The organism is Serratia sp. CY55921, assembly GCF_052167655.1.
Lineage (GTDB): Bacteria > Pseudomonadota > Gammaproteobacteria > Enterobacterales > Enterobacteriaceae > Serratia > Serratia ureilytica.
Genome location: NZ_JBJNMU010000001.1, coordinates 2,375,823 through 2,399,372, shown reverse-complemented (window position 1 = coordinate 2,399,372; position 23,550 = coordinate 2,375,823). Strand labels below are relative to the sequence as shown.

Below are 23,550 nucleotides of genomic sequence, written 5' to 3'. Positions count from 1 at the left end.
TAACTAAAAAAGCCATTTTGGCGAGTGTAAAGGGCGAAAAGCTTTCTTTCTGTAACTCCCGCCACGGGCGGGGCGGTGAGAGTTATCCACTATTCCTGTGGATAACCTTGTGCATTAGATTTAGAAAAACGCTGTAAAGCGAGAGCCGACGCGGGTTCTGTTCGCTTTGTCCGCAATCTCGTCTTTTTATTAAAACTATTAATTATCAATAAATTAACTAAAATCAAGACGCCAGGGCATTGATCGGGTTTCTATGTGTGATTTTTCGCCGCGGTGCTATCAATAAGTTAATTTTCGGCAAGTTCTGGGGATAAATCTGTTATTGACAATAAAAATGTCACCCCGCTGTAACCTCACGGTGCAACGGCGTTGCCGCGCTGCCGGGCGCAGCGACGAATCCGCTTGAAGCTGGTTTTATATCCAGTATCATGGGCACTGGCGCAAATCGCCGACACTTTCCATAATTAGGGGCCACGTCCGGCGCAGAGCCGGCTGGCCGCCTGAGCGCGCGCATCTCCACAGGGTAGCCGAGCAATGAGTAAACTTTTCAAACTGCATTCTGATTTCAAACCGGCCGGCGATCAGCCGGAAGCCATCCGCAAACTGGAAGAGGGGTTGGAAGACGGCCTGGCGCACCAGACGCTGCTGGGGGTAACCGGCTCGGGCAAAACGTTCACCATCGCCAACGTGATAGCCGATCTGAATCGGCCGACCATGGTGCTGGCGCCGAACAAGACGTTGGCGGCGCAGCTGTACGGCGAGATGAAAGAGTTTTTCCCGGAGAATGCGGTGGAGTACTTCGTCTCTTACTACGACTACTACCAGCCGGAAGCCTACGTGCCCAGCTCCGACACCTTCATTGAAAAAGACGCTTCGGTGAATGAGCACATCGAGCAGATGCGCCTTTCCGCCACCAAGGCGCTGCTGGAGCGGCGCGACGTGGTGGTGGTGGCGTCGGTGTCGGCGATCTACGGCCTGGGCGATCCGGATCTTTACCTGAAGATGATGCTGCATCTGACCAAGGGCATGATCATCGATCAGCGCTCCATTTTGCGCCGGCTGGCGGAGCTGCAGTATTCCCGCAACGATCAGGCTTTCCAGCGCGCCACCTTCCGCGTGCGCGGTGAGGTGATCGACATCTTCCCGGCGGAATCGGACGAGCTGGCGCTGCGCGTCGAGCTGTTCGACGACGAAGTGGAGCGGCTGTCGCTGTTCGATCCGCTGACCGGGCAGATTGAGCAGGTGGTGCCGCGTTTTACCATCTACCCGAAGTCGCACTACGTGACGCCGCGCGAGCGGATCATTCAGGCGATGGAAGAGATCAAGGTCGATCTGGCGGACCGCCGCAAGGTGCTGTTGGCCAACAACAAGCTGCTGGAAGAGCAGCGCCTGACGCAGCGCACCCAGTTCGATCTGGAGATGATGAACGAGCTGGGTTACTGCTCGGGCATCGAAAACTACTCGCGCTACCTTTCCGGGCGCGCCGAGGGCGAGCCGCCGCCGACGCTGTTCGATTACCTGCCGGCGGACGGCCTGCTGGTGGTCGACGAATCCCACGTCACCATTCCGCAAATCGGCGCGATGTTCAAGGGCGACCGCGCGCGCAAGGAAACGCTGGTGGAGTACGGTTTCCGCCTGCCGTCGGCGCTGGACAACCGCCCGCTGCGCTTCGAGGAGTTCGAGGCGCTGGCGCCGCAGACCATCTATGTCTCCGCCACGCCGGGCAAATATGAGCTGGAGAAATCCGGCGGCGATCTGATCGACCAGGTGGTGCGCCCGACCGGGCTGCTGGATCCGATCGTGGAAGTGCGGCCGGTCGCTACTCAGGTGGACGATCTGCTCTCCGAGATCCGCAAGCGCGCGGCGATCAACGAGCGCGTGCTGGTGACCACCCTGACCAAACGCATGGCGGAAGACCTGACCGAATACCTGGAAGAGCATGGCGAGCGCGTGCGCTACCTGCACTCGGATATCGACACCGTGGAACGCGTCGAAATCATTCGTGACCTGCGTCTGGGCGAGTTTGACGTGCTGGTGGGCATCAACCTGCTGCGTGAGGGGCTCGACATGCCTGAGGTGTCGCTGGTGGCGATTCTGGACGCCGACAAGGAAGGCTTCCTGCGTTCCGAACGTTCGCTGATCCAGACCATCGGTCGCGCGGCGCGTAACCTGAACGGCAAGGCGATCCTGTATGGCGATCGCATCACCGATTCGATGGCCAAAGCGATCGGTGAAACCGAGCGGCGGCGCGCCAAGCAGCAGGCTTACAACGAAGCCAACGGCATCGTGCCGCAGGGGCTGAACAAGAAGATCGGCGACATTCTGCAGATTGGCCAGCCGGTCAACCGCGCCAAGGGTAAAGGCAGGGGCAAGGCGGCGGACAGCGGCGCTCAGCTGCAGAACCTCACGCCGAAAGCGCTGGATCAGAAAATCCGCGATCTGGAAGCGCAGATGTATACCCATGCGCAAAATCTGGAGTTCGAGCAGGCGGCTGCGTTGCGCGACGAGATCCACCAGCTGCGCGAGCAGTTCATCGCGATTTCCTGACCGTTGGACGGCGCCCGCGCTGTGGGCGTCAAAATTCCTTGTCGGCCGCGTCAAAGCTGTTATGGTGTGCGGCCCGATTTGACCACGAAGAGTACCGAACATGAGCCAACACCAGTCTAAAGACCCGCTGCACGGCGTGACGCTGGAGCAACTGCTGAATAAACTGGTGGATCACTACGGTTGGTCCGAGCTGGGCGCGCGCATTCGCATCAACTGCTTCCGCAGCGATCCGAGCATCAAGTCCAGTCTGAAATTTTTGCGTCGCACGCCCTGGGCGCGTAAAGAGGTGGAAGATCTGTATATCGATATGGTCAGCCATCCCGCCCCAGCCAGCGATAATCCCTGGCTGCGCGGGCGAGACGGTTAAATTCGGTCAACGGCGGTCGGCCAGCTCTACCAGCGCTTGATCCAGCGCCTGGCGCAGCAGCTGGCGATCGTGGCGGTAGGGGATGTCGCTCGCTTCCAGCGGTTGCTGAATTACCACCCGATCCTGCACTTCACTGGTGTCTACCGCCGGGCTGACGATCAGCGCATCGATCATCCGGCGGCCGATCTTCTCTTCCATCAGCGCCAGCTTATCCTTTAATGACAGCGCCGCGGCGGCCACGCTCAGCTCGCGGCCGAGGTTGCCGATATAAATCATGCTGGCGCTGCTGCGGCGCAGCGCCTGGGTGAGATCGTCCAGCAGCAGCAGCGGCATCAGGCTGGTGAGGAAACTGCCCGGTCCGATCAGGATCACGTCGGCCTGCGCGATGGCGTCCAGCGCTTCGCGCGTGGCGTTGACCGGGGGCGACAGCATCAGCTCCTGCGGCATATGGGCCAGTTGATCGACATTCACTTCACCGTAAACATGGTTGCCTTCGTGATCGTGCGCCATCAAATCCACCGGCTGTTCCGACATCGGGATCAACGCCGCGTCCACCTTCAACAGGCTGCGCACCAGGTTGATCGCTTCCAGCGGGCGCACGCTCAGGTGATCCAGCGCTTTCAACATCAGGTTGCCGAGGTTATGGCCGGCCAGTTCGCCGTTGCCGCTGAAGCGGTATTCGAACATCGCCGAGGCGACGCTCGGCTCGGTGATCAGCTGGTTGAGACAGTTGCGGGTATCGCCCCAGGCAATGCCGCCTTCCGAACGGCGGATTCGGCCGGTGGAACCGCCGTTGTCGGTGGTGGTAACGATGCCGGTCAGGCGGGAGCCTAAGGACGACAGGGCCGACATCACACGGCCCAGGCCGTGTCCGCCGCCCAACGCCACCACGCGGTCGAGATCGGCCAGGGTACGATTACGCATAAATTTCCTTACAAAGGGGCTGAACTGCCCGCATAAGGTAGCGGATCCGGCGTAAAAACGCGATATACCCGTTATCCTTGACGTTGCCTCTGGGGGGAGCGGGCTTGCCGTCGGGAGGCGACGCCCATTATTTAGGGGATAAAGAGTGCCATTTGCGTGATTCTGGTCAATTCGCCCGCGTAAGCGATGTTTATCATGGTTTACCCGATTACGCGGCGTCTAAAAGCGCTGTATAGACAGTTATATAGCGAATTAACGCGTTGGCTATCGTTGCCGATTAGCGCTAGAATTCTGCTGAAAACCACGGTTTCATTCCGGCTACTCAAGGTAGCGGGAAGAGAAATCAAACTCCTAGCCCCTGCGCCTACGTTGTTCATCCGGAACGATATGGCGCCTGGGCCGTGGCGAAGTCAGCCACCAGGGTGCAGAGGGGAAACGCTCGCATCTCCCGACTTTGGAAAGGTGTTATGGTACCGCAACTCATTGATGCTTATGAGCGCAAGTTCTATTACCTGCGCTTGTCGATCACCGACGTGTGCAACTTTCGTTGCACCTACTGTCTGCCCGACGGCTACAAGCCGAGCGGCAGCCCGAAAAGCTTCCTGTCGCTGGATGAAATCCGCCGCGTCAGCCGCGCGTTCGCCGAACTGGGCACCGAAAAGGTGCGCCTGACCGGCGGCGAGCCTTCGCTGCGCCGCGACTTTACCGAGATCATCGCCGCCGTGCGGGAAAATCCGGCCATCCGCACGTTGGCGGTCACCACCAACGGCTACCGTCTGGCGCGCGACGTCGCCGCCTGGCGTGACGCCGGTCTGACGGCGATCAATGTCAGCATCGACAGTCTGGATCCCCGCCAGTTTCATGCCATTACCGGTCAGGACAAGTTCCGCCAGGTGATGGACGGCATCGACGCCGCCTTCAGCGCCGGTTTCAGCAAGGTCAAGGTCAACGCCGTGCTGATGCGCGACGTCAATCACCAGCAACTCGGCGCGTTTCTCGCCTGGATCAAGGATCGGCCGATCCAGTTGCGCTTTATCGAACTGATGGAAACCGGCGAGGGGGGCGAACTGTTTCGCAAACACCACGTTTCCGGCGAAGTGATTCGCCGGCAGTTGGAGCAGCAGGGTTGGCAGCGCCAGGCGCGTGGTCGCAGCGACGGCCCGGCGCAGGTGTTCAGCCACCCGGACTACCAGGGTGAGGTGGGTCTTATCATGCCGTATGAAAAAGACTTCTGCGCCAGCTGCAACCGGCTGCGCGTTTCTTCCATCGGCAATCTGCATCTGTGCCTGTTCGGCGAGCAGGGGGTGCCCCTGCGCGATCTGCTGGCGGACGACGGCCAGCTCGACGCGCTGAAGGCGCGCATTCAGAGCGGGCTGCTGAGCAAGAAGCAGACCCATTTCCTGCATCAGGGCAACAGCGGGATCACCCAGAACCTGTCGTTTATCGGCGGCTGACAGCCAATAGGAGCTTATTGAACCATGAGCCATGCGAGCAGCGAGTTTATTCCGGCGCATATCGCCATCCTGACCGTGTCCGACAGCCGCGGCGCGGCGGAAGACACCTCCGGCCAATATCTGCAGGAAGCGGCGCAGGAAGCCGGCCATCAGGTGGTGGATCGCGCCATCGTCAAAGATGACATTTACCAGATCCGCGCACGGGTTTCCGCGTGGATCGCCGATGACAACGTGCAGGCGGTGCTGATCACCGGCGGCACCGGTTTTACCGCGCGCGACAACACGCCGGAAGCGCTGTTGCCGCTGTTCGACAGAGAGGTGGAAGGGTTCGGCGAACTGTTCCGCATGGTGTCGTACGAAGAGATCGGTACCGCGACGATCCAGTCGCGCGCGCTGGCCGGCCTGGCCAACCGCACGGTGATTTTCGCCATGCCGGGCTCCACCCGCGCCTGCCGCACCGCCTGGGAGCGGATTATCGAAGAGCAGTTGGACGCGCGCCATCGCCCGTGCAACTTCCAGCCCCATTTGAAGAAGCCCTGAGTCATGACACAGCTAACCCACATTAACGCCGCCGGCGAAGCCCATATGGTCGACGTTTCCGCCAAGGCCGAAACGGTGCGCGAGGCGCGCGCCGAAGCCTTCGTCGACATGCTGCCCGCCACGCTGGCGATGATCGTCGACGGCAGCCATCACAAGGGCGACGTGTTCGCCACGGCGCGCATCGCCGGCATTCAGGCGGCCAAACGCACCTGGGAACTGATCCCGCTGTGCCACCCGCTGATGTTGAGCAAGGTCGAAGTGCAGCTGGAGGCGCAAACGGAGCACAGCCGGGTGCGCATTGAAACCTGCTGCCGGCTGACCGGCAAAACCGGCGTCGAGATGGAAGCGCTGACCGCCGCCTCGGTGGCGGCATTGACCATCTATGACATGTGCAAAGCGGTACAGAAAGACATGGTGATCGGCCCGGTGCGCCTGCTGGCGAAAAGCGGCGGCAAATCCGGCGATTTTAAGGTGAACGCATGATCGATATTCTTTTCTTCGCGCAGGTGCGCGAACTGGTGGGCACTGGCGCGCTGTCGATGCCGGCGGATTACCCGACCGTCGAGGCGCTGCGCCAGGCGCTGTGCGCGCGCGGCGATCGCTGGGCGCTGGCGCTGGAGTCCGGCAAACTGCTGGCGGCGGTCAATCAGTCGCTGGTGGCGGCGGATCACCCGCTGCGCGCCGGCGATGAAGTGGCCTTCTTCCCGCCGGTTACCGGGGGGTAAGCATGGAAAACACCCGCATTCGCGTGGGCGAAGCGCCGTTCAACGTCGGCGACGAGTATCAGTGGCTGGCGCAGTGCGACGCCGACGGCGCGGTGGTGACCTTCACCGGCAAGGTGCGCAACCATAACCTCGGGGACGACGTCAGCGCGCTGACGCTGGAACACTACCCCGGCATGACCGAGAAGGCGCTGGCGGAGATCGTGGCCGAGGCGCGCAGCCGTTGGCCGCTGCAGCGCGTGACGGTGATCCACCGCGTCGGCGCGCTGTATCCCGGCGACGAGATCGTGTTCGTCGGCGTGACCGGCGCGCACCGCGGCATGGCGTTCGCCGCCAGCGAGTTCATCATGGACTACCTGAAGACCCGCGCGCCGTTCTGGAAGCGCGAAGCGACCGGCCAGGGCGATCGTTGGGTGGACGCTCGCGACAGCGATCGTCAGGCCGCGCAGCGCTGGCACGACGCGGCTAAATAACGCCTCAACAGCGGAAACAAATCAAGACCTTTGCCGCTTTCGCGCGGCCTATTCTGTGGTACGCTTATAGCAGGCGAAGCCCCGTTTACGGGGCTTCGGAATCTTGTTTACAACGCAAAAGGTAACCGTCATGGACCGATATCCACGCTCTAATGGTTCAATCGTCGAACGTGCCAACAGCGGCATTCAGGCCTACATGGCGCAGGTTTACGGCTGGATGACCTGCGGTCTGCTGCTGACGGCGTTCGTTTCCTGGTATGCGGCCAATACGCCCGCGATCCTCAACTTCATCTTCTCCAGTCAGATCACCTTCTTCGGTCTGATCATCGCCCAGTTGGCGCTGGTGTTCGTGATTTCCGGCATGGTCAACCGCCTGAGCGGCGCGGTGGCCACCTCGCTGTTCATGCTGTACTCGGCGCTGACCGGGCTGACGCTGTCGAGCATCTTCATCGCGTACACCTACAGCTCGATCGCCAGCACTTTCGTCGTCACCGCCGGCATGTTCGGCGCGATGAGCCTATACGGCTACACCACCAAGCGCGATCTGAGCGGCTTCGGCAGCATGTTGTTCATGGCGCTGATCGGCATCGTGCTGGCTTCGCTGGTGAACATCTGGCTGAAAAGCACCGCGCTGATGTGGGCGATTACCTACATCGGGGTGGTGGTGTTCGTCGGCCTGACCGCGTACGACACGCAGAAACTCAAGGCGATGGGCGAGCAGCTGAACGCCGATGATAAAGACGGCTTCCGCAAGTACGCCATCGTCGGCGCGCTGACGCTGTATCTCGACTTCATCAACCTGTTCCTGATGTTGCTGCGCATTTTCGGCAACCGCCGCTAAATCCGTCGTCTTTCATGCCTTAGGGTATTTGGCGATCAAAAAGCTCTGCATGTGACATGCAGAGCTTTTTTTATGCGATTTTGCGGCGGAACAGCGCGTAGGCGGCGCTGCCGGTGGTGGCGGTGATCACCAGCAGCGGCCACAGGCTGTGCCAGATGATGTCGAAGCTGGCGTCCTTCAGGTAGATCTGCTTGGTGATGTCGGTGAAGTGGCGTATCGGGTTGACCCAGGTAAGATCCTGCAGCCACACCGGCATATTCTCCACCGGCGAGACGTAACCCGAGAGCAGGATCGCCGGCATCATGAACACGAACACGCCGATGAACGCCTGCTGCTGAGTGGCGCACAGCGACGAGATCAGCAGGCCGAAACCGACCAGCGACAGCCCGTAGATCAGCATGGTGGCATAGAACAGCAGCAGCGATCCGGCGAACGGGATCTGGTACAGGAAGATGCCGATCAGCAGCACGATGCTGGCCTGGAAGCTGGCGACGATCAGCGCCGGCACCGCCTTGCCGATAAAGATCTGCCAGGTGGTGAGCGGCGAGACCAGCAGCTGTTCCAGCGTGCCCTGTTCGCGTTCGCGCGCCACCGACAGCGAGGTGACGATCAGCACGCCAATGGTGGTGATCATGGCGATCAGCGACGGCACCACGAACCATTTATAGTCCAGATTCGGGTTATACCAATTGCGCACCACCAGCTCGCTGTTGTTGGGTTTGGCGCGGTTGCCGAGCAGCTCGTTCTGATATTCCTGCACGATCTGCTGCACGTAGTTGGCGGCGATCTGCGCGCTGTTGGAGTTGCGCCCGTCGAGCAGCAGCTGCAGCGGCGCGGTGTTGCCGGTGGCGATATCGCGCGAGAACTGCGCCGGGAAGCGGATCAGCAGCAGCGCTCGCTGGTTGTCGATGGTGGTCTTTATCTCCTGCGGGCTACGCAGCAGCAGCACGTGTTGAAAGGCCTTGGCCTTGGCGAAGCGCTGGGTCAGCTCTACCGAGGCCTGGCCGCTGTCCTCGCTGTAGACCGCGATGGTGGCGTTGGTGACTTCCAGCGTCGCGGCGAACGGGAACAGCAGCACCTGCAGGATCACCGGCATGATTAAAATGGCGCGGGTTTGCGGGTCGCGCAGCAGCGCCTGCATTTCCTTGATGATGAGCGTCAACAGACGATGAAACATCGCTCTTTCTCCTCAATCCAGCCGGCGCTGGGTTTTCCAGGCCGTCAGGCCGATGAACACCACGGCGGAAGCGATCAGGAACAGCAGATTGATCAGCAGCACGGTGCCGACGTTGCCCGCCAGGAACAGCGTTTGCAGCGTGCTGACGAAGTAGCGCGCCGGAATGATATAGGTCACCGCGCGCACGATGGCCGGCATGCTGTCGATCTGGAAGATAAAGCCGGACAGCATGATCGACGGCAGGAAGGCGGCGTTCAGTGCCACCATCGCCGCATTGAACTGATTGCGGGTGAGGGTGGAGATCAGCAGGCCCATGCCGAGGGTGCTGGCGAGGAACAGGCTGCTGATCAGCAGCAGGATCGGCAGGGAGCCGCGATAGGGCACGCCGAGCACCCATACCGCCACCGCCATGCACAGCGCCATCGCGGCCATGCCGAGGAAGTAATAAGGGATCAGCTTGGAGAGCAGCAGCTCGCTGCGCGTCACCTGGGTGGACAGCAGGGCCTCCATGGTGCCGCGCTCCCATTCGCGGGCGATCACCAGCGAGGTGAGGATGGCGCCGATCACCGTCATGATGATGGTGATGGCGCCGGGAATGATGTAGTGCCGGCTGATGGCCGCCGGGTTGAACCAGTAGCGCATCTGTACGTCAATCAGCGGTTTGTCGCTGTTCCCCCGATCGGTGGCGCGCTGCTGCTGCCAAATTTGCCATACGCCCTGGGCATAGCCCTGCACGAAGTTGGCGGTGTTCGGCTCGCTGCCGTCGGTGATCACCTGGATAGGGGCGCTGTCGTGCGGGCGCGCCATGCGCTGGTCGAAATCCACCGGGATCACCACCAGGCCGCGGATCGTGCCGGCCTGCATCTGCTGGATCAGCTGTTGGCGGTTGTCGCTGATGGTCGGTTCGATATAGGGCGAGCCGGCGAACGCCTGGGCCAGATCGCGCGCGTCTTCGCTCTGCTGCTCCATCAGAATGCCCAGATGCAGCTTGCTGGAGTCCAGGTTGATGCCGTAGCCGAAGATAAACAGCAGCATCAGCGGGATGACGAAGGCGATCAGGCCGCTGCTGGGATCGCGCAGTATCTGCCGCGTTTCCTTCAGGCACAGCGCGCGCAGCCGGCGCCAGGAGAAGCCGCCGTCGTCGATTGGGGTGCGGTTATCGCTCACCGTGATACCTCCTCATCGTAACCCTGCACCAGCTCGATAAATGCCTGCTCCATCGAGGGGTTGGGATTGTCGTCGCGCGCCACCTGCTGTTTGAGATCGTCCGGCGTGCCGGCGGCGATGATTTTGCCGCGGTACACCAGGCCGATGCGGTCGCAGTACTCCGCTTCGTCCATAAAGTGGGTGGTCACCATCACCGTGACGCCCTTGTCGACCATGCCGTTGATGTGCAACCAGAACTCGCGCCGCGTCAGTGGATCGACGCCGGAAGTCGGTTCGTCGAGGAACAGGATATCCGGTTCGTGCATCAGCGCGCAGGCCAGCGCCAGGCGTTGCTTGAAGCCGAGCGGCAGGGCATCCGGCGTCTGATCGAGGATCGGCGCGAAGTTGAAGGCGCGGGACATCTCGTCGATTTTGTCGCGCTGCGCCTTGCCGCTCAGGCCGTAGACCCCGGAGAAGAACTTCAGGTTCTGCGCCACCGTCAGGTTGCCATACAGCGAGAATTTTTGCGCCATGTAGCCGAGGCGTTGGCGCGCCTTGCCGGAACTGGTCTTCAGATCCATCCCCAGCACCAGCGCCTTGCCGCCGGACGGCACCAGCAGGCCGCACATCATTTTGAAGGTGGTGGACTTGCCGGCGCCGTTCGGGCCGAGCAGGCCGAAGATTTCGCCGCGCCGTACCTGAAAATCGACGTGATCGGTGGCGGCGAAATCGCCGAATTTCTTGGTCAACTGCACCGCTTCGATCACCGTTTCACCGCCTTTGCCGTCAACGGTCGGCATGATCTCCGCCAGCGCCGAGCGATGGTTGGGGCCGCCGCCGAGCAGATCGATAAACGCATCCTCGAAGCGCGGATCCGCTTCGTCCAGTTCGGCGTCCGGCAGATCCAGCGTCTGCAGCAGCTGCCGATGATCTTCGCCTTCTTTCAGGATCAGGCGCAGGTACTTGCCCTGGATCACGCCGTCGGTGACCGCCGGCAGGCAGATCGCCCGCTGCAGCAACGATCGATGGCTGCCGGGCGGCGCGGCGATCAATACCGTGCGTCCGGCCATGCGCTGGGTCAGATCCTGCGGCGCGCCGCTGAACAGCAGCTCGCCCTCGTTGAGCAGCAGCACTTCGCGACACTGCTCGGCCTCATCGAGATAAGAGGTGCTCCACAGGATCAACATGCCGTCGTTGGCCAGCTCGTGCACCATGCGCCACAGCTCGCGGCGCGAGATCGGATCGACGCCGACGCCCGGTTCATCCAGCAACAGCACCTGAGGTTCGCCCACCAGCGTGCAGGCCAGTCCCAGTTTCTGCTTCATGCCGCCGGACAGCTTGCCCGCCAGGCGCTCGGTGAAGCGGGTCAGATCGGTGAATTTCAGCAGCCGTTCGAAGGTCTGGCGGCGAAGATCGCCGGTGACGCCGCGCAGATCGGCGTACAGCGTCAGGTTCTCCATCACCGTCAGATCCTCATACAGCCCGAACTTCTGCGGCATGTAGCCGAGGATCGCATGCAGTTGGCGATCCTGGCCGATCGGATCCAGCCCGGCGACCCGCAGTTTGCCGCTGCTTGGCTTCAGCAGCCCGGCCAGCATGCGCAGCAGGGTGGTTTTGCCGGCGCCGTCCGGGCCGACCAGTCCGATGACCGCGCCGCTGCGCAGGGTGGTGGTCAGGCTGGCGACCGCCGGTTTCTCAAGCGACGGGAAGCGCTTTTCCAGCCCTTCCAACTCGATGGTGTGCGCCTGTTCCATGGCCGGCCTCAGGGTTTGGCGAAGCGCAGGGTGACCGGCATGCCCTGACGCAGCGCATCGTCGGCGTCGGTGACGATCACCCGCAGGCGGTACACCAGATCGGTGCGCAGATCCGGCGTTTCAACGCTTTTCGGCGTGAATTCCGCGGTCGGCGAGACGAAACCGATCTTGCCGTGGTAAGGCTTGCCGGGGCGGCCGTCGGTGTAGATCTCCAGCTCGGTGCCGGGCACAGCCTGGTTCAGGCTGGTTTCGTTGACGTAGGCGCGCACCCACACCGGCCGGGTCAACGACAGGGTGAACACCGTGCCGCCGGCGCCGAGCATGGTGCCCGGCTCTACCGCACGGGTCAGCACCGTGCCGGCGGAAGGGGAGAGCAGCGTGGCGTCTTGCAGGTTCAATTGCGCCTGCGCCAACGCCGCTTCGCTTTGCGCCACCTCGGCCTTGGCCTGTTCAATTTCTTGCGGGCGGTTGCCGCTGCGGTATTGCGACAGTTTGTCTTTCGCCGCTTGCAGATTGGCCAGCGCCTGATTGCGGGCGGTGCGCGCATCCTCCAGCGCGTCGGCGGAGGTGGCGTTTTTCGCCCACAGCCCTTGCTGGCGCTTCAGGAAACTGTCGGCGTAGGCGAAAGCGGACTGGCGCTGCGCCATTTCTGACTGCACCTGGGCTATCTCTTCGCTGCGATAGCCGGCCTGCAGCAGCGACAGTTTGGCGCGCGCGCTGCCGACGTTGGCTTCGGCCTGTTGCAGCGCGTTGCGGTAGGGAGCATCGTCCAGCTTGCCGAGCAGCTGGCCCGGCTGAACGGTATCGCCTTCATCCACCGTCAGCGACGCCAGGCGGCCGTCGACGCGAAAGCCGAGGTTGACCGTGCGGATATCGACGTTGCCGTACAGCGTCAGCGGCCGCTCTTGCTGCTGTTGGTAATGCCATACCCCGTAAGCGACGGCCGCGATCAGCAGAATCAACAACACGATCAAGGCACTGCGTTTTTTGTTCATAACACTCCCTGCCTGAATTTACGCGCCGTGACGTTGGCGCAGCCCAATAACTAAAATCTCGATATGCTCGCTCAGCACCGCCGCGATTTGCGCCGCTTCGCCCTCACCAATCTCTTGCCAGCCGGCCTGACGGCGGATGGTCTCCCGCGCTACGCGGAACGACAGCACCTCGCCGATCAGCGCATGGGTATGCAACACGAGGCGGGCAGCGCGTTCGTCGATGCCGGTGGCGGCCGACAGCAGGCGGCACAGCCGTTCGTGCATCGGCGCGATCACCTGGCGGTGGATCAGCGGGTAGGCGTCGGTTGGGGCGAGCTGTTCGCGCGACATGATTTTGCTCAGATTCAACGTGTGCGGCTGGGTCATCAGCTCGCTGAAGGCCAGCAGGCCACGCTGCAGCAAACGCAGCGCCGCGTCGGGCGATCGCTGTGCGGCAGGCTGCTGCCCAAAGCGATCGACCTCTTCGGCCAGCGGGGCGAATGCCTGCTGGATGAAATCGGCGAGCGACTGCGCCACGGCCAGATACAGCCCCTCTTTGGAGCTGAAGTAGTAGGTGATGGCGGCGATATTCTGGCCGGCGCGCTGGGCAATATCGCGGGTGGTGGCGCCCTGCAGGCCATATTCACCGAACAGGTCGGTCGCCGCGGCGAGCAGTTGCCGGCGCGTTTGCTCGCCGCGCGCCCGGCCGGCGGCCTGATGAGGGACGGAAGCTGGCATAGGTCACGCTCAAAGTTAATCAATCATATGATTAACTTTATGCCAGATTGTTTAAAACGCAACCGCTAACCACAATGAGTTATGTGACCGACTTCAGATAATGCTGAATTTACGGCAGATTGTGCTCTCTGCACGTAAAAGTGCTTTTTATTGCGCGACTTCTGTTACAATCGCCGCCTGGTGCACTGCAGTTTGTGCCAATCCCTCGTGGTCATGCTTAATGCCCCGTCTGATCATCCTCCCAGGAAACTGCACCGAACACTGTTAGGTTAGGGGGGATCTGGAGTTTTTCTCTTTATGTCATTTGAAACCCTCGGCTTAAGTGCTGAAATTGTGCGCGCTGTTGAAGAACAGGGCTATCGCGAACCGACGCCAATTCAGCGTCAGGCTATCCCTGTCGTGCTGGAAGGTCGTGACCTGATGGCCAGCGCCCAGACCGGCACCGGTAAAACCGCCGGTTTTACCCTGCCGCTGTTGCAGCTGCTGAGCAAGCATGACCATCCGGTCAAAGGCCGTCGCCCGGTGCGCGCGTTGATCCTGACGCCAACCCGTGAGCTGGCAGCGCAGATCGGCGAAAACGTCGATGCCTACAGCAAACACCTGCGCCTGCGTTCGCTGGTGGTGTTTGGCGGCGTGAGCATCAACCCGCAGATGATGAAGCTGCGCGGCGGCGTCGATATCCTGGTGGCGACGCCGGGTCGTCTGCTGGATCTGGAACATCAGAACGCGGTTGACCTGTCCAAAATCGAAATTCTGGTGCTGGACGAAGCGGACCGCATGTTGGACATGGGCTTTATCCACGACATCCGCCGCGTGCTGGCCAAGCTGCCGGCCAAGCGCCAGAACCTGCTGTTCTCCGCCACCTTCTCCGACGACATCAAGGCGCTGGCCAACAAACTGCTGCATAACCCGGCCTCGGTGGAAGTGGCTCGCCGCAATACCGCGTCCGAGCAGATCGAGCAGAGCGTGCACTTCGTCGACAAGAAGCGTAAGCGGGAACTGCTGTCGCAGATGATCGGCGAAGGCGACTGGAAACAGGTGCTGGTCTTTACCCGCACCAAGCACGGTGCCAACCACCTGGCGGAACAGCTGAACAAAGACGGCATCACCGCTGCGGCGATCCACGGCAACAAGAGCCAGGGCGCCCGTACCCGTGCGCTGGCCGATTTTAAAGACGGCCGCATCCGCGTGCTGGTGGCGACCGACATTGCGGCGCGCGGTCTGGATATCGACCAGTTGCCGCACGTGGTGAACTACGAGCTGCCTAACGTGCCGGAAGACTACGTGCACCGCATCGGCCGCACCGGCCGCGCGGAGCGTACCGGCGAAGCCATCTCGCTGGTGTGCGTGGATGAACACAAGCTGCTGCGCGACATCGAGCGTCTGCTGAAGCGTGAAATTCCGCGCATTGCGCTGCCGGGCTACGAGCCGGATCCGACCATCAAGGCCGAGCCGATCATCAACGGCCGCCAGGGTGGCGGACGCGGCGCGCCGCGCGGCAACGGCGGTGGCCAGCGTTCCGGTAACGGCGGCGGTCAGCGCAGCAGTAACGCCAACGGCGGCCAGCGTGAAAACCGTGGCAACGGTAACGGCAACGCTCGCCCGCAGGGTGACGGCCAGCGCCGTTCCGGCGCGCCGGCCTCGCGTCGCCCGCGCAACCGCAAACCGGCCGAATAAGCCCGATTGCGCAAAAGCAAGCCGCCTGTATGGGCGGCTTTTTTTTTTGCCTGGCGGAACGGCATTTTCGTACTAGGCTGGACGGTGGCTACCCCTACATTCCAGGAGACGGAGATGAAATTGAAGTGCGCAATTCTTGATGATTACCAGCAGGTGGCGCTCAACATGGCGGATTGGTCAGCGCTGGCCGATCGGGTGGAGGTGTCCGCCATCAGCGCGCACTTTACCGATGAGGCGGAGCTGGCGGTGCATCTGCAGGAATGCAACATTCTGGTCATCATGCGCGAGCGCACGCCGATAACCGCCTCGTTGCTGGCGCGGTTGCCGCAGCTGAAGCTGCTGATCACCTCCGGCATGCGCAATGCCGCTATCGATTTGGCCGCCGCCGCCGAGCGCGGCGTGGTGGTGTGCGGCACCCGCAGCGGGTCGGCGGCGCCGATGGAGTTGACCTGGGCGCTGCTGCTCGGGCTGGCCAAGCATATCGTGCCGGAAAGCGCCGGGCTGCGGAACAACGGCCCGTGGCAGCTGGGCTTGGGCGTCACGCTGCAGGGGAAGACGCTGGGGCTGCTGGGGCTGGGCAAGATCGGCGGCCAAATGGCCAGGGTGGCACAGGCGTTCGGCATGCGGGTGTTGGCCTGGAGCCAGAACCTGACGGCGGAACGGGCAGCGCAGGAGGGCGCCCTGCTGGCACCGTCCAAACGGGCGCTGTTCGAGCAGAGCGATTTTGTCTCCATTCACCTGGTGCTGAGCGATCGCAGCCGCGGGCTGGTAGGGCGGGACGAATTGACGGCGATGAAACCCACCGCTTACCTGATCAACACCTCGCGCGCGGGGATCGTCGATCGGGCGGCGCTGGTGGACGTGCTGCAACAGCGGAAGATTGCCGGCGCCGGGCTGGACGTGTTCGAGACGGAGCCGCTGCCGGCCGACGATGTGTTTCGTCAACTGCCCAACGTGCTGGCGACGCCGCATGTGGGTTACGTGGCGGACGATAACTACCGCGCCTACTTCACCGAGGCGGTCGAGGACATTGCGGCGTTTCTCGCCGGTCAACCGATCCGTCGGCTGGGCTGATGGCGTTTTTAATGCCCGCAGAGGCTTGTCTGGCGCGGGCATTCACCCGTATTATTGCGGGTCTTTTTTTAGCTGGGATTGGTCATGCGCGTATTATTGGCTCCGATGGAGGGCGTTCTCGACTCTTTGGTGCGTGAGTTACTCACCGAAGTGAACGACTACGATCTGTGCATCACCGAATTTTTGCGCGTGGTCGATCAGCTGCTGCCGGCCAAGTCGTTCTATCGGCTGTGCCCGGAGCTGCGTCACGCCAGCCGCACGCCGTCGGGCACGCTGGTGCGGGTACAGCTGCTGGGGCAGTACCCGCAGTGGCTGGCGGAGAACGCCGCGCGCGCGGTGGAATTGGGCTCTTACGGCGTCGATCTCAACTGCGGCTGCCCGTCCAAGCTGGTTAACGGCAGCGGCGGCGGGGCGACGCTGCTCAAAGATCCGGAATTGATCTACCAGGGCGCCAAAGCGATGCGCGCGGCGGTGCCGGCCCATCTGCCGGTCACGGTGAAGGTGCGCTTGGGCTGGGACTCTTCCAATCGCAGCTTTGAAATCGCCGATGCGGTGCAGCAGGCGGGCGCCAGCGAACTGACGGTGCACGGCCGCACCAAAGAGGACGGCTACAAGGCGGATCGCATCAACTGGGCGGCGATCGGCGAGATCCGTCAGCGGCTGAGCATCCCGGTTGTCGCCAACGGCGAGATCTGGGATTACCAGAGCGCGCAGGATTGCCTGCAGACGACCGGCTGCGACGCCATCATGCTGGGGCGCGGCGCGCTCAACGTGCCGAACCTGAGCCGGGTGGTGAAATATAACGAACCGCGCATGCCCTGGCCGCAGGTGGTTGAGCTGCTGCAAAAATACGTCCATCTGGAAAAGCAGGGCGACACCGGCCTGTATCACGTGGCGCGCATTAAACAGTGGCTGGGTTATTTGCGTAAAGAATATGATGAAGCAACTGAACTGTTCAGCGAAATACGCGCGCTGACGACGTCCGGGGATATTGCGCGCGTCATCTGCCGCAGCTGAAAATAAACCCGCGCGTGGCGGGTTTATTTAAATCGGCATTATCAGGCGGCTTTATCAAGACGGTTTAATTCTATCTCGATATCCTGAATGGTTTTTTCCAGTCCTTCCAGACAGGCGCCCTGTTTATTCAATAGGTCGTTAATGGCTTCGGCGAATGCCTTATTTTTGCATTCCCCCTGATCGAAGGCCAGCCAGTGTGCGGAGAGCGTCTCGATATTCGACTGCGCGTAGTGGCGCATTTCCTTCAGCTGGGAAGCGACATTGCGTAAATTATCCAGCTGCGCCTGTGCATTTGCATTGTTGCTCATGAATTTCTCCTTGAGTTGGCCGTTAAATAATTTCGACTGCGGGATCAAGCTTACCCTATTTAAATAAAAATATCACCCTGAGTGGTCTGGGTGGTTATTTTTGAGTGGGTGTGGCTATATTTATTTTTCGGCTGAACAAGGACTTGGGTGGAATTGTAAAAATAGATAAATACGGTGTTTTTGGCGATTATTTTCGGCCATCCCGTTCGGGATGGCCGTTATTCTACCCCTTAAGCGTGAGGCCGATTATGCCGCGTCCGCCAGCATAAACATGCCGTAGGGGTGAATTTCCAGATAATACTGCTCGCCGACGTTCGGTTGCAGGCGGGTGGCGTTAACCTGCAGCAAAATCTGTTGCCCGTGCCACGCCACCGTCACCTCATACTGCGGCCCCATGTAGGCGACATGCTGGATCTCGCAGCGCTGGCTTTCATCGCCATGCTCGCTCAGCGTGATCGCTTCCGGCCGCACGCCCACCGTGCCGGCGCCCTGGGCGGCAAAATGCGCCGGGCGCGGCAGGCGATAGCCGCTGATATCGACATGATCGGCGCTGAAGCTGGCCGGGAACAGGTTGGCGTCCCCCATAAAGCTCGCCATAAAGCGCGAGGCGGGCTGCCGATAGAGATCCTGCGGCGAGCCCATCTGCATGATATGCCCCTTGTTCATCACCAGTACGGTGTCGGAGACTGCAAAAGCCTCGCTCTGATCGTGGGTGACGTACAGCGACGTGATATCAAACTGCTTTTGCAGCTCGCGGATCTTTTCGCGCATGCTGCGGCGCAGGTTGGCGTCGAGGTTGCTCAACGGCTCGTCGAACAGCAGCACTTTCGGCTTGAGGATCAGCGCGCGCGCCAGCGCCACGCGCTGCTGTTGGCCGCCGGAGATCTGATCGACATAGCGATCGTCGAACCCCGCCAAGTCCACCATCGCCAGCGCTTCCTGCACGCGCGCTTTCACTTCGGCGCGCGGAATGCCGAGCATCTTCAGGCCATAGCCGACGTTCTCCCCCAGCGACATGTGCGGGAACAGGGCATAAGACTGGAATACCATGCAGATGTCACGCTGCTGGATGGAACGATGGGTGACGTCTTCACCATCAATGAATATCTGCCCGTCGCTCGGTTTTTCCAGCCCGGCGACCAGGCGCAAAATGGTGGTCTTGCCGCAGCCGGAAGGGCCGAGCAGCGTCACCATTTGCCCCCGTGGGATGGTGAGCGTGATGTTATCGATTACCGTGTTGCTGCCGAACCGTTTGGAGACGTTACGCAGTTCAACGAAATTTTTCTGGCTCATCATGGGCTCCATTACGCCTGGTTTTTGGCTTTTGAACGGGAGATGCGTGCCTCGCCGATCAGCCAGTCAAAGAGGAAAATAATCGCCAGCATCACCACGATCAGAATTGAACCGTAGGCGATCGCCACGCCGTATTCGCCGTCTTCCACGCGGTTGAGGATGTAGGCGGTGGCCACGCGGGTATCGGGGGTGACCAGGAAGACGATGGCGCTGACGGTGGTGATGGCGCGCACGAAGCTGTAGATCAGCGCCGACAGGATAGCCGGGCGCAGCAGCGGCAGCAGGATGTGCGTGATGGTGCGCAGCGAGCCGGCGCGCAGGCTGAGCGAGGCTTCGTCCAGCGATTTGTCTATCTGGCCCAGCCCGGCGATCCCGGCGCGAATGCCCACCGGCACGTTGCGCATCACCATCGAAATAATCACGATGGCGGCCGTCCCGGTGAGGTACACCGGCGCGCCGTTAAAGGCGAGAATGTAAGAGACGCCGGCCACGGTACCCGGCACCGCAAAGCACAGCATGGTGGTGAACTCGATGGTCTTTTTGCCCTTGAACTGTTGGCGCACCACGATCCAGGCGATCAGCAGGCCGAACGCGGCGGTGATCGGCGCGGCGATCCCGGCGTACAGCAGCGTGTCGAGCAGCGAAGGCCACGCGCCGTCGCTCATGCCCTGGCCGAACAGTTTGATGAAGTTATCCAGCGTCAGCGTGTAATCCACTCCCCAGTTGACGGTGAAGCTGCCGTAGAAAATGCTGCCGTATAGCAGGGCGTTAAAGGCTACCCACACCGCCAGCAGCGCGATCACGCCCCACACCAGCGTGACCGGCAGCGGCTGCACGTCGCCGCGATACGATTTGCCGGACACGGTGACGTAGGAACGTTTGCCGATCCACATATACTGGATGCAGAACACCAGCAGTGAGAACAGCAGCAGGAAGGCGCCGAGGGTGCTGGCGGCCTGATAATCGAGCTGCGAACCGGTGATGTAAAAATAGATTTGCGTCGCCAGCACGTCGAAGTTGCCGCCGAGCACCAGCGGGTTGCTGAAATCAGCCAGCGATTGCACCACCACGATCAAAAACGCGTTGGCCAGCGCCGGTTTCAGCAGCGGCACGAACACGCCGTTAAAGGTTTGCCAGCGGCTGGCGCGCAGGGTGTAGGAGGCCTCTTCCAGCGAAGGATGAATGGTCTTGATCGCGCCGTCGAGGATCATGAACGCCATCGGGGTGAACGCCAGCACCTGCGCCAGCCAGATGCCGGTAAAGCCGTACAGCCAGTTGGTGTTGGTCAAACCGAACCAGGCCACCATCCACTCGGTGACGTAGCCGGAGCGCCCCATCATCAGCGTGACGCCCAGCCCGACGACGAACGGCGGCGTGACGATGGGCAAGATGGAGAAGATGCGGCCGATAATGGCGCTGCGCCTGGCGATGCGGGTAGTGTAAATCGCCAGCACCAGGCCGAAAAAGGTGCAGCCGGCGCCCACCGCGATCGACAGGGCGATGGAGTTGAGGATCACCTGAATGATATGCGCCTGCGACAGCACGTTCATAAAGGCCAGCGGCGCGAACGCGCCCGTCTGGTCGGTGAACATCGGAATGAAAATCGCGATGCTCGGCCAGACGATGAAGACGCCGATCAGCGCCACGATGGTGACCAGCGCGCCGATAACGAAACGGTCGCCGCCCAGCCAGTCGAGGCGGGTCAGCGCCAGCGTCATGATGGCGCCCAGCGCGGTCAACTGCACCAGGGTGGCGTAGCCTAAACCGCGTCCCGCCACCGTGGCGCTGACAACGATAAAGGCCATGCACAGCAGCGCCCAGCCGGCATCGAACGCGTGGCGGCGCCGCTGCTCACGGCCCGCCGCAGCGTAAGGGCGCAGCAGCAGCAGGCTCGGCAGCAGGCACCAAAGCCAGCTGATATTGCGGTGTGACCAGCCGTAGGCCGCGAGGATCTCTTCGCCGGTGGACTCCAGCAGGCCGTAATCCAGGCTCCAGCTCGGCAGCAGGGCGAACGCCAGCCAGCCAAGCAAAACCCAAAGGGATATCGCATCTCGTTTTTTCACGAGATGGAGTGCATGTGTATGTGACATAAGTTTCCCGGATGTTCAGGCCGGGCAAGCCGTGAGGCTTACCCGGCAACAGGCGCAGAATGTGGGCTTATTTACCCATCTTGACTTCGCTGACCCATTTATTGATCAGCGCCTTGCGGACGTCGGTCGAACCGTACTTGTCCATGTCGTAGTTGATCAGCTTCAGGTCGTCGAGCTTCAGCGAGTTCGGCGAGGTATCGGCGGTGGTGTTGGTCAGGATCTGATAGGACTTGCCTTGCTTCCACGCCAGCTCCTGCGCCTCTTTCGACAACACCCAATCCACGAACAGCTTGGCGTTGTCGAGGTTGCGCGCGCCTTTGAGGATGCTGACGCCGCCGATTTCGTAGCCGGTGCCTTCACACGGCGAGATAAGCTCAAGCGGCGCGCCCTGTTCCTTTTCGAGCGAGTAATCATGCAGGAAACCGATGCCGATCGCCGTTTCGCCGCGGGCGGCGTTGCGCGCCGGGGCAATGCCGGACTTGGTGTACTGCGAGACGTTGGCGTTCAGCTGTTTGAGGTAAGCGAACGCCTGATCGTCTCCCCACAGCTGGGCAAAGGTCGCCAGCGCGGTGTAGGCGGTGCCGGAGCTTTGCGGATCGGCGATTTGAATCTCGCCTTTGTATTCCGGCTTGGTCAGGTCTTTCCAGCACTTGGGCACCGGCAGATTTTTCTCTTTCAGGCGCTGGGTATTGACGCCAAAGCCGAGAATGCCGACGTAGACCGCCGAGGAGTAGTTGCCTTTCAGCTTGGCCGGATCGCGGAATTGCGTCATCACCTGGTCGAGATTCGGCGATTTGTACGGCTGCAGCAGCCCCATTTCACCGGCCTGGGATTGCGGATCGAGCGTACCGCCGTACCAGACGTCCGCCTGCGGGTTCTTCTTCTCGGCGTCCACTTTCGCCAGCGTACTGCCGGATCCGTTGCGGATGAACGCGGTTTTCACGTCATATTTCTCGCCGAAGGCTTTGGTTTCCGCTTCGCACATTTCATTGGTGGCGCTGCAGTAGACCACCAGGCGGCCCTTGGCGTGCGCGGCGCCGCTCAGGGTCGCCAGCGCGATGCCGGACGCTATCAGGGTAGTGACCCACGTTTTTTTCATTGTTTTATCCTTCTCTCGGTAGAGGTGGTAACGCTCGCCATCAGCAGCGGCATCAGCAATAAACCCATAAGAACGGCGGCGATCGACAGCAAACTGAACATGCCTGACCAGCCGTAGCCTTCGATGACCCGCGACAGCGGCCAGCCCGCCAGCGCCGCCCCCAGATAGGCGAACAGGCCGAGAAAGCCGGTGATGGAGCCCGCGGCGCCTTTGTGCCCGCATTCCACGGCGGCGAGGCCAATCAGCATCTGTGGGCCGAAGACAAAAAAGCCCACCGTAAAGAAACAGCCCGCCAGCAGCGCGTAGTGGTGCACCGGCGCCAGCCACAGCGCGGCGACGGACACCATCAGCCCGAGCGTGAACAGCAGAATCATCGGCGCGCGCTGCCCGCCGAACAGCACATCCGAGCCCCAGCCGGCGAACAGCGCGCCGAGCAGGCCGCCTATCTCGAACAGCATCACTGTCGCATTGGCGCTGAGCAGGTTGACGCCGTGGCTTTCCGTCAGCCACAGGTTGCCCCAGTCGTTCAACGCAATGCGGATCAGGTAGACCAGCACGTAAGAGACGCCGAGCAACCAGATCATCGGGTTCTTCAGCATCGTGGTGCGCAACATTCGCCACAGCCCCATCGGCGGGCTTTGCTGTTCCTGGCGCAGCTCCAGCGGATCGTGGCGCCACTGGCCGACCGACGGCAGGCCTTCTTCCTGCGGCGTGCCTGTCAGCTGCCGCGTGAGCCAGATGCCCAGCACCATGCTGACGGCCCCCGGGATCAACATCGCCGCCTGCCAGCCCCAGCGCTGGGCGGCGAAGGCGCTGATCAGCGGCACAATCGCGCCGCCGAGGTTGATCGACATATTCCAGCAGCCCCACCAGAAGCCGCGCTCGTTGCGCGAATACCAGTGGGTCAGCAGCCGCGCGCAGGGCGGCCAGCCCCAGCCCTGAAAGAAGCCGTTCAGCGCCCAGACCGCCAGCAGCAGCGTCAGCGATTCGCCGAAGGCGAACGCCACGTTCAGCAAACCGGTGGCGAACAGGCCGATCCCCATAAACCCGCGCTGCCCATGGCCGTCGTGCCATAACCCGGCGACGAATTTCGACAGGCCGTAGCTCAGATAAAACAGCGAGCCGAGCAGGCCGATGTCTCCTTTATCCAGCCCCAAATCCGTTTGCAGCGCCGGCAGCACGTAATTCACGCTTTTGCGTGTCAGGTAAAAGGCGGCGTACCCGATGACCATGTACAGCAGCAGCCGCGGGCGCAGCGCGCGGTAACGATGATCGATTTCAGATGCCGAGCGTGCTTGCATAGCCGCCTCCCTGGTGCTGACTATAAGAAGGTGA

The 23,550-nt window shown here is 61.6% G+C and carries 22 protein-coding genes and 1 riboswitch; of the genes, 11 read left to right on the top strand and 11 right to left on the bottom strand.

From position 1 onward, the window contains the following. The first annotated feature begins 534 nt into the window (after positions 1-534). Positions 535-2,547 (top strand): excinuclease ABC subunit UvrB, encoded by a 2,013-nt coding sequence (gene uvrB, locus ACJ8M3_RS11630; RefSeq protein ID WP_033642236.1) that lies wholly within the window; start codon positions 535-537, stop codon positions 2,545-2,547. A 100-nt stretch (positions 2,548-2,647) separates the two neighbouring features. After that, positions 2,648-2,914 carry a VF530 family DNA-binding protein gene (locus ACJ8M3_RS11625; RefSeq protein ID WP_004939783.1) on the top strand — a complete coding sequence of 89 codons (267 nt, stop codon included), beginning with the start codon at positions 2,648-2,650 and terminating at the stop codon, positions 2,912-2,914. Positions 2,915-2,920: 6 nt separating this feature from the next. Here ACJ8M3_RS11625 and ACJ8M3_RS11620 read toward each other — a convergent pair whose 3' ends face one another. Next, a complete protein-coding gene (locus ACJ8M3_RS11620) occupies positions 2,921-3,838 on the bottom strand; it encodes a gluconeogenesis factor YvcK family protein (protein WP_089196741.1) in 918 nt (305 codons plus the stop codon). Positions 3,839-4,174: 336 nt separating this feature from the next. Beyond that, positions 4,175-4,319: riboswitch (molybdenum cofactor riboswitch) on the top strand. Between ACJ8M3_RS11620 and moaA the strand changes: the two genes are divergently transcribed. The 6 genes from moaA (at position 4,306) to ACJ8M3_RS11590 (ending at position 7,868) form a co-directional block, all read left to right on the top strand. Next, positions 4,306-5,292: a GTP 3',8-cyclase MoaA gene (gene moaA, locus ACJ8M3_RS11615; protein ID WP_033641045.1), complete on the top strand. Its 987-nt coding sequence runs from the start codon at positions 4,306-4,308 to the stop codon at positions 5,290-5,292. It overlaps the preceding riboswitch by 14 nt. A 24-nt stretch (positions 5,293-5,316) precedes the next feature. Continuing rightward, positions 5,317-5,832, top strand: coding sequence for a molybdenum cofactor biosynthesis protein B (moaB, locus tag ACJ8M3_RS11610; protein WP_033642238.1), 516 nt, complete (start codon positions 5,317-5,319; stop codon positions 5,830-5,832). A gap of 3 nt (positions 5,833-5,835) precedes the next feature. Continuing rightward, positions 5,836-6,315, top strand: coding sequence for a cyclic pyranopterin monophosphate synthase MoaC (moaC, locus tag ACJ8M3_RS11605; protein ID WP_025301929.1), 480 nt, complete (start codon positions 5,836-5,838; stop codon positions 6,313-6,315). Beyond that, entirely contained in the window at positions 6,312-6,557 is a 246-nt protein-coding gene (moaD, locus tag ACJ8M3_RS11600) for a molybdopterin synthase sulfur carrier subunit (protein ID WP_004939768.1), read from the top strand. Before moaC ends, moaD begins: the two co-directional genes overlap by 4 nt. Positions 6,558-6,559: 2 nt before the next feature. Beyond that, positions 6,560-7,027 (top strand): molybdopterin synthase catalytic subunit MoaE, encoded by a 468-nt coding sequence (gene moaE / locus ACJ8M3_RS11595; protein ID WP_033642239.1) that lies wholly within the window; start codon positions 6,560-6,562, stop codon positions 7,025-7,027. Positions 7,028-7,157: 130 nt separating this feature from the next. After that, on the top strand, positions 7,158-7,868 hold the full coding sequence (locus ACJ8M3_RS11590) for a Bax inhibitor-1/YccA family protein (RefSeq protein WP_004939761.1): 711 nt from the start codon (positions 7,158-7,160) through the stop codon (positions 7,866-7,868). Positions 7,869-7,938: 70 nt separating this feature from the next. Here ACJ8M3_RS11590 and ACJ8M3_RS11585 read toward each other — a convergent pair whose 3' ends face one another. From ACJ8M3_RS11585 to cecR, 5 genes are read right to left on the bottom strand one after another with little or no spacing between them, the layout of a single operon-like run. Continuing rightward, on the bottom strand, positions 7,939-9,045 hold the full coding sequence (locus ACJ8M3_RS11585; RefSeq protein WP_033637509.1) for an ABC transporter permease: 1,107 nt from the start codon (positions 9,043-9,045) through the stop codon (positions 7,939-7,941). A gap of 12 nt (positions 9,046-9,057) precedes the next feature. Continuing rightward, positions 9,058-10,212, bottom strand: a complete 1,155-nt coding sequence (locus tag ACJ8M3_RS11580) for an ABC transporter permease (protein ID WP_219229738.1) — start codon at positions 10,210-10,212, stop codon at positions 9,058-9,060. After that, the gene (locus ACJ8M3_RS11575; RefSeq protein WP_442514683.1) at positions 10,209-11,945 is read right to left on the bottom strand and encodes an ATP-binding cassette domain-containing protein; all 1,737 of its coding nucleotides are present in this window, start codon (positions 11,943-11,945) and stop codon (positions 10,209-10,211) included. Before ACJ8M3_RS11575 ends, ACJ8M3_RS11580 begins: the two co-directional genes overlap by 4 nt. Before the next feature lie 8 nt (positions 11,946-11,953). Further along, the gene (hlyD, locus tag ACJ8M3_RS11570) at positions 11,954-12,940 is read right to left on the bottom strand and encodes a secretion protein HlyD (protein WP_033642244.1); all 987 of its coding nucleotides are present in this window, start codon (positions 12,938-12,940) and stop codon (positions 11,954-11,956) included. 18 nt (positions 12,941-12,958) lie between these two features. Further along, a complete protein-coding gene (gene cecR, locus ACJ8M3_RS11565) occupies positions 12,959-13,657 on the bottom strand; it encodes a transcriptional regulator CecR (protein WP_033642245.1) in 699 nt (232 codons plus the stop codon). Between the two features lie 297 nt (positions 13,658-13,954). On the opposite strand from cecR, the gene rhlE reads away from it, so the two are divergent. From rhlE to dusC, 3 genes are all read left to right on the top strand, one after another. Next, entirely contained in the window at positions 13,955-15,334 is a 1,380-nt protein-coding gene (rhlE, locus tag ACJ8M3_RS11560; protein WP_033642246.1) for an ATP-dependent RNA helicase RhlE, read from the top strand. A 114-nt stretch (positions 15,335-15,448) separates the two neighbouring features. Beyond that, positions 15,449-16,408, top strand: coding sequence for a D-2-hydroxyacid dehydrogenase family protein (locus ACJ8M3_RS11555; protein ID WP_060659815.1), 960 nt, complete (start codon positions 15,449-15,451; stop codon positions 16,406-16,408). 84 nt (positions 16,409-16,492) lie between these two features. Further along, a complete protein-coding gene (gene dusC, locus ACJ8M3_RS11550; protein ID WP_033652368.1) occupies positions 16,493-17,425 on the top strand; it encodes a tRNA dihydrouridine(16) synthase DusC in 933 nt (310 codons plus the stop codon). A gap of 41 nt (positions 17,426-17,466) precedes the next feature. Here dusC and ACJ8M3_RS11545 read toward each other — a convergent pair whose 3' ends face one another. The 5 genes from ACJ8M3_RS11545 to uhpC all read right to left on the bottom strand — a co-directional run bounded on the left by ACJ8M3_RS11545 (position 17,467) and on the right by uhpC (position 23,540). Next, positions 17,467-17,733 (bottom strand): hypothetical protein, encoded by a 267-nt coding sequence (locus ACJ8M3_RS11545; RefSeq protein ID WP_033642249.1) that lies wholly within the window; start codon positions 17,731-17,733, stop codon positions 17,467-17,469. 246 nt (positions 17,734-17,979) lie between these two features. Further along, positions 17,980-19,026 (bottom strand): ferric ABC transporter ATP-binding protein, encoded by a 1,047-nt coding sequence (gene fbpC, locus ACJ8M3_RS11540; RefSeq protein WP_033642250.1) that lies wholly within the window; start codon positions 19,024-19,026, stop codon positions 17,980-17,982. 11 nt (positions 19,027-19,037) lie between these two features. Beyond that, on the bottom strand, positions 19,038-21,116 hold the full coding sequence (locus ACJ8M3_RS11535) for an ABC transporter permease (protein WP_089191319.1): 2,079 nt from the start codon (positions 21,114-21,116) through the stop codon (positions 19,038-19,040). A gap of 67 nt (positions 21,117-21,183) precedes the next feature. After that, positions 21,184-22,215 carry an ABC transporter substrate-binding protein gene (locus ACJ8M3_RS11530; RefSeq protein ID WP_046686604.1) on the bottom strand — a complete coding sequence of 344 codons (1,032 nt, stop codon included), beginning with the start codon at positions 22,213-22,215 and terminating at the stop codon, positions 21,184-21,186. Further along, positions 22,212-23,540: an MFS transporter family glucose-6-phosphate receptor UhpC gene (gene uhpC / locus ACJ8M3_RS11525; protein ID WP_226772964.1), complete on the bottom strand. Its 1,329-nt coding sequence runs from the start codon at positions 23,538-23,540 to the stop codon at positions 22,212-22,214. The genes ACJ8M3_RS11530 and uhpC overlap by 4 nt, the downstream gene beginning before the upstream one ends. Positions 23,541-23,550: the final 10 nt, after the last annotated feature.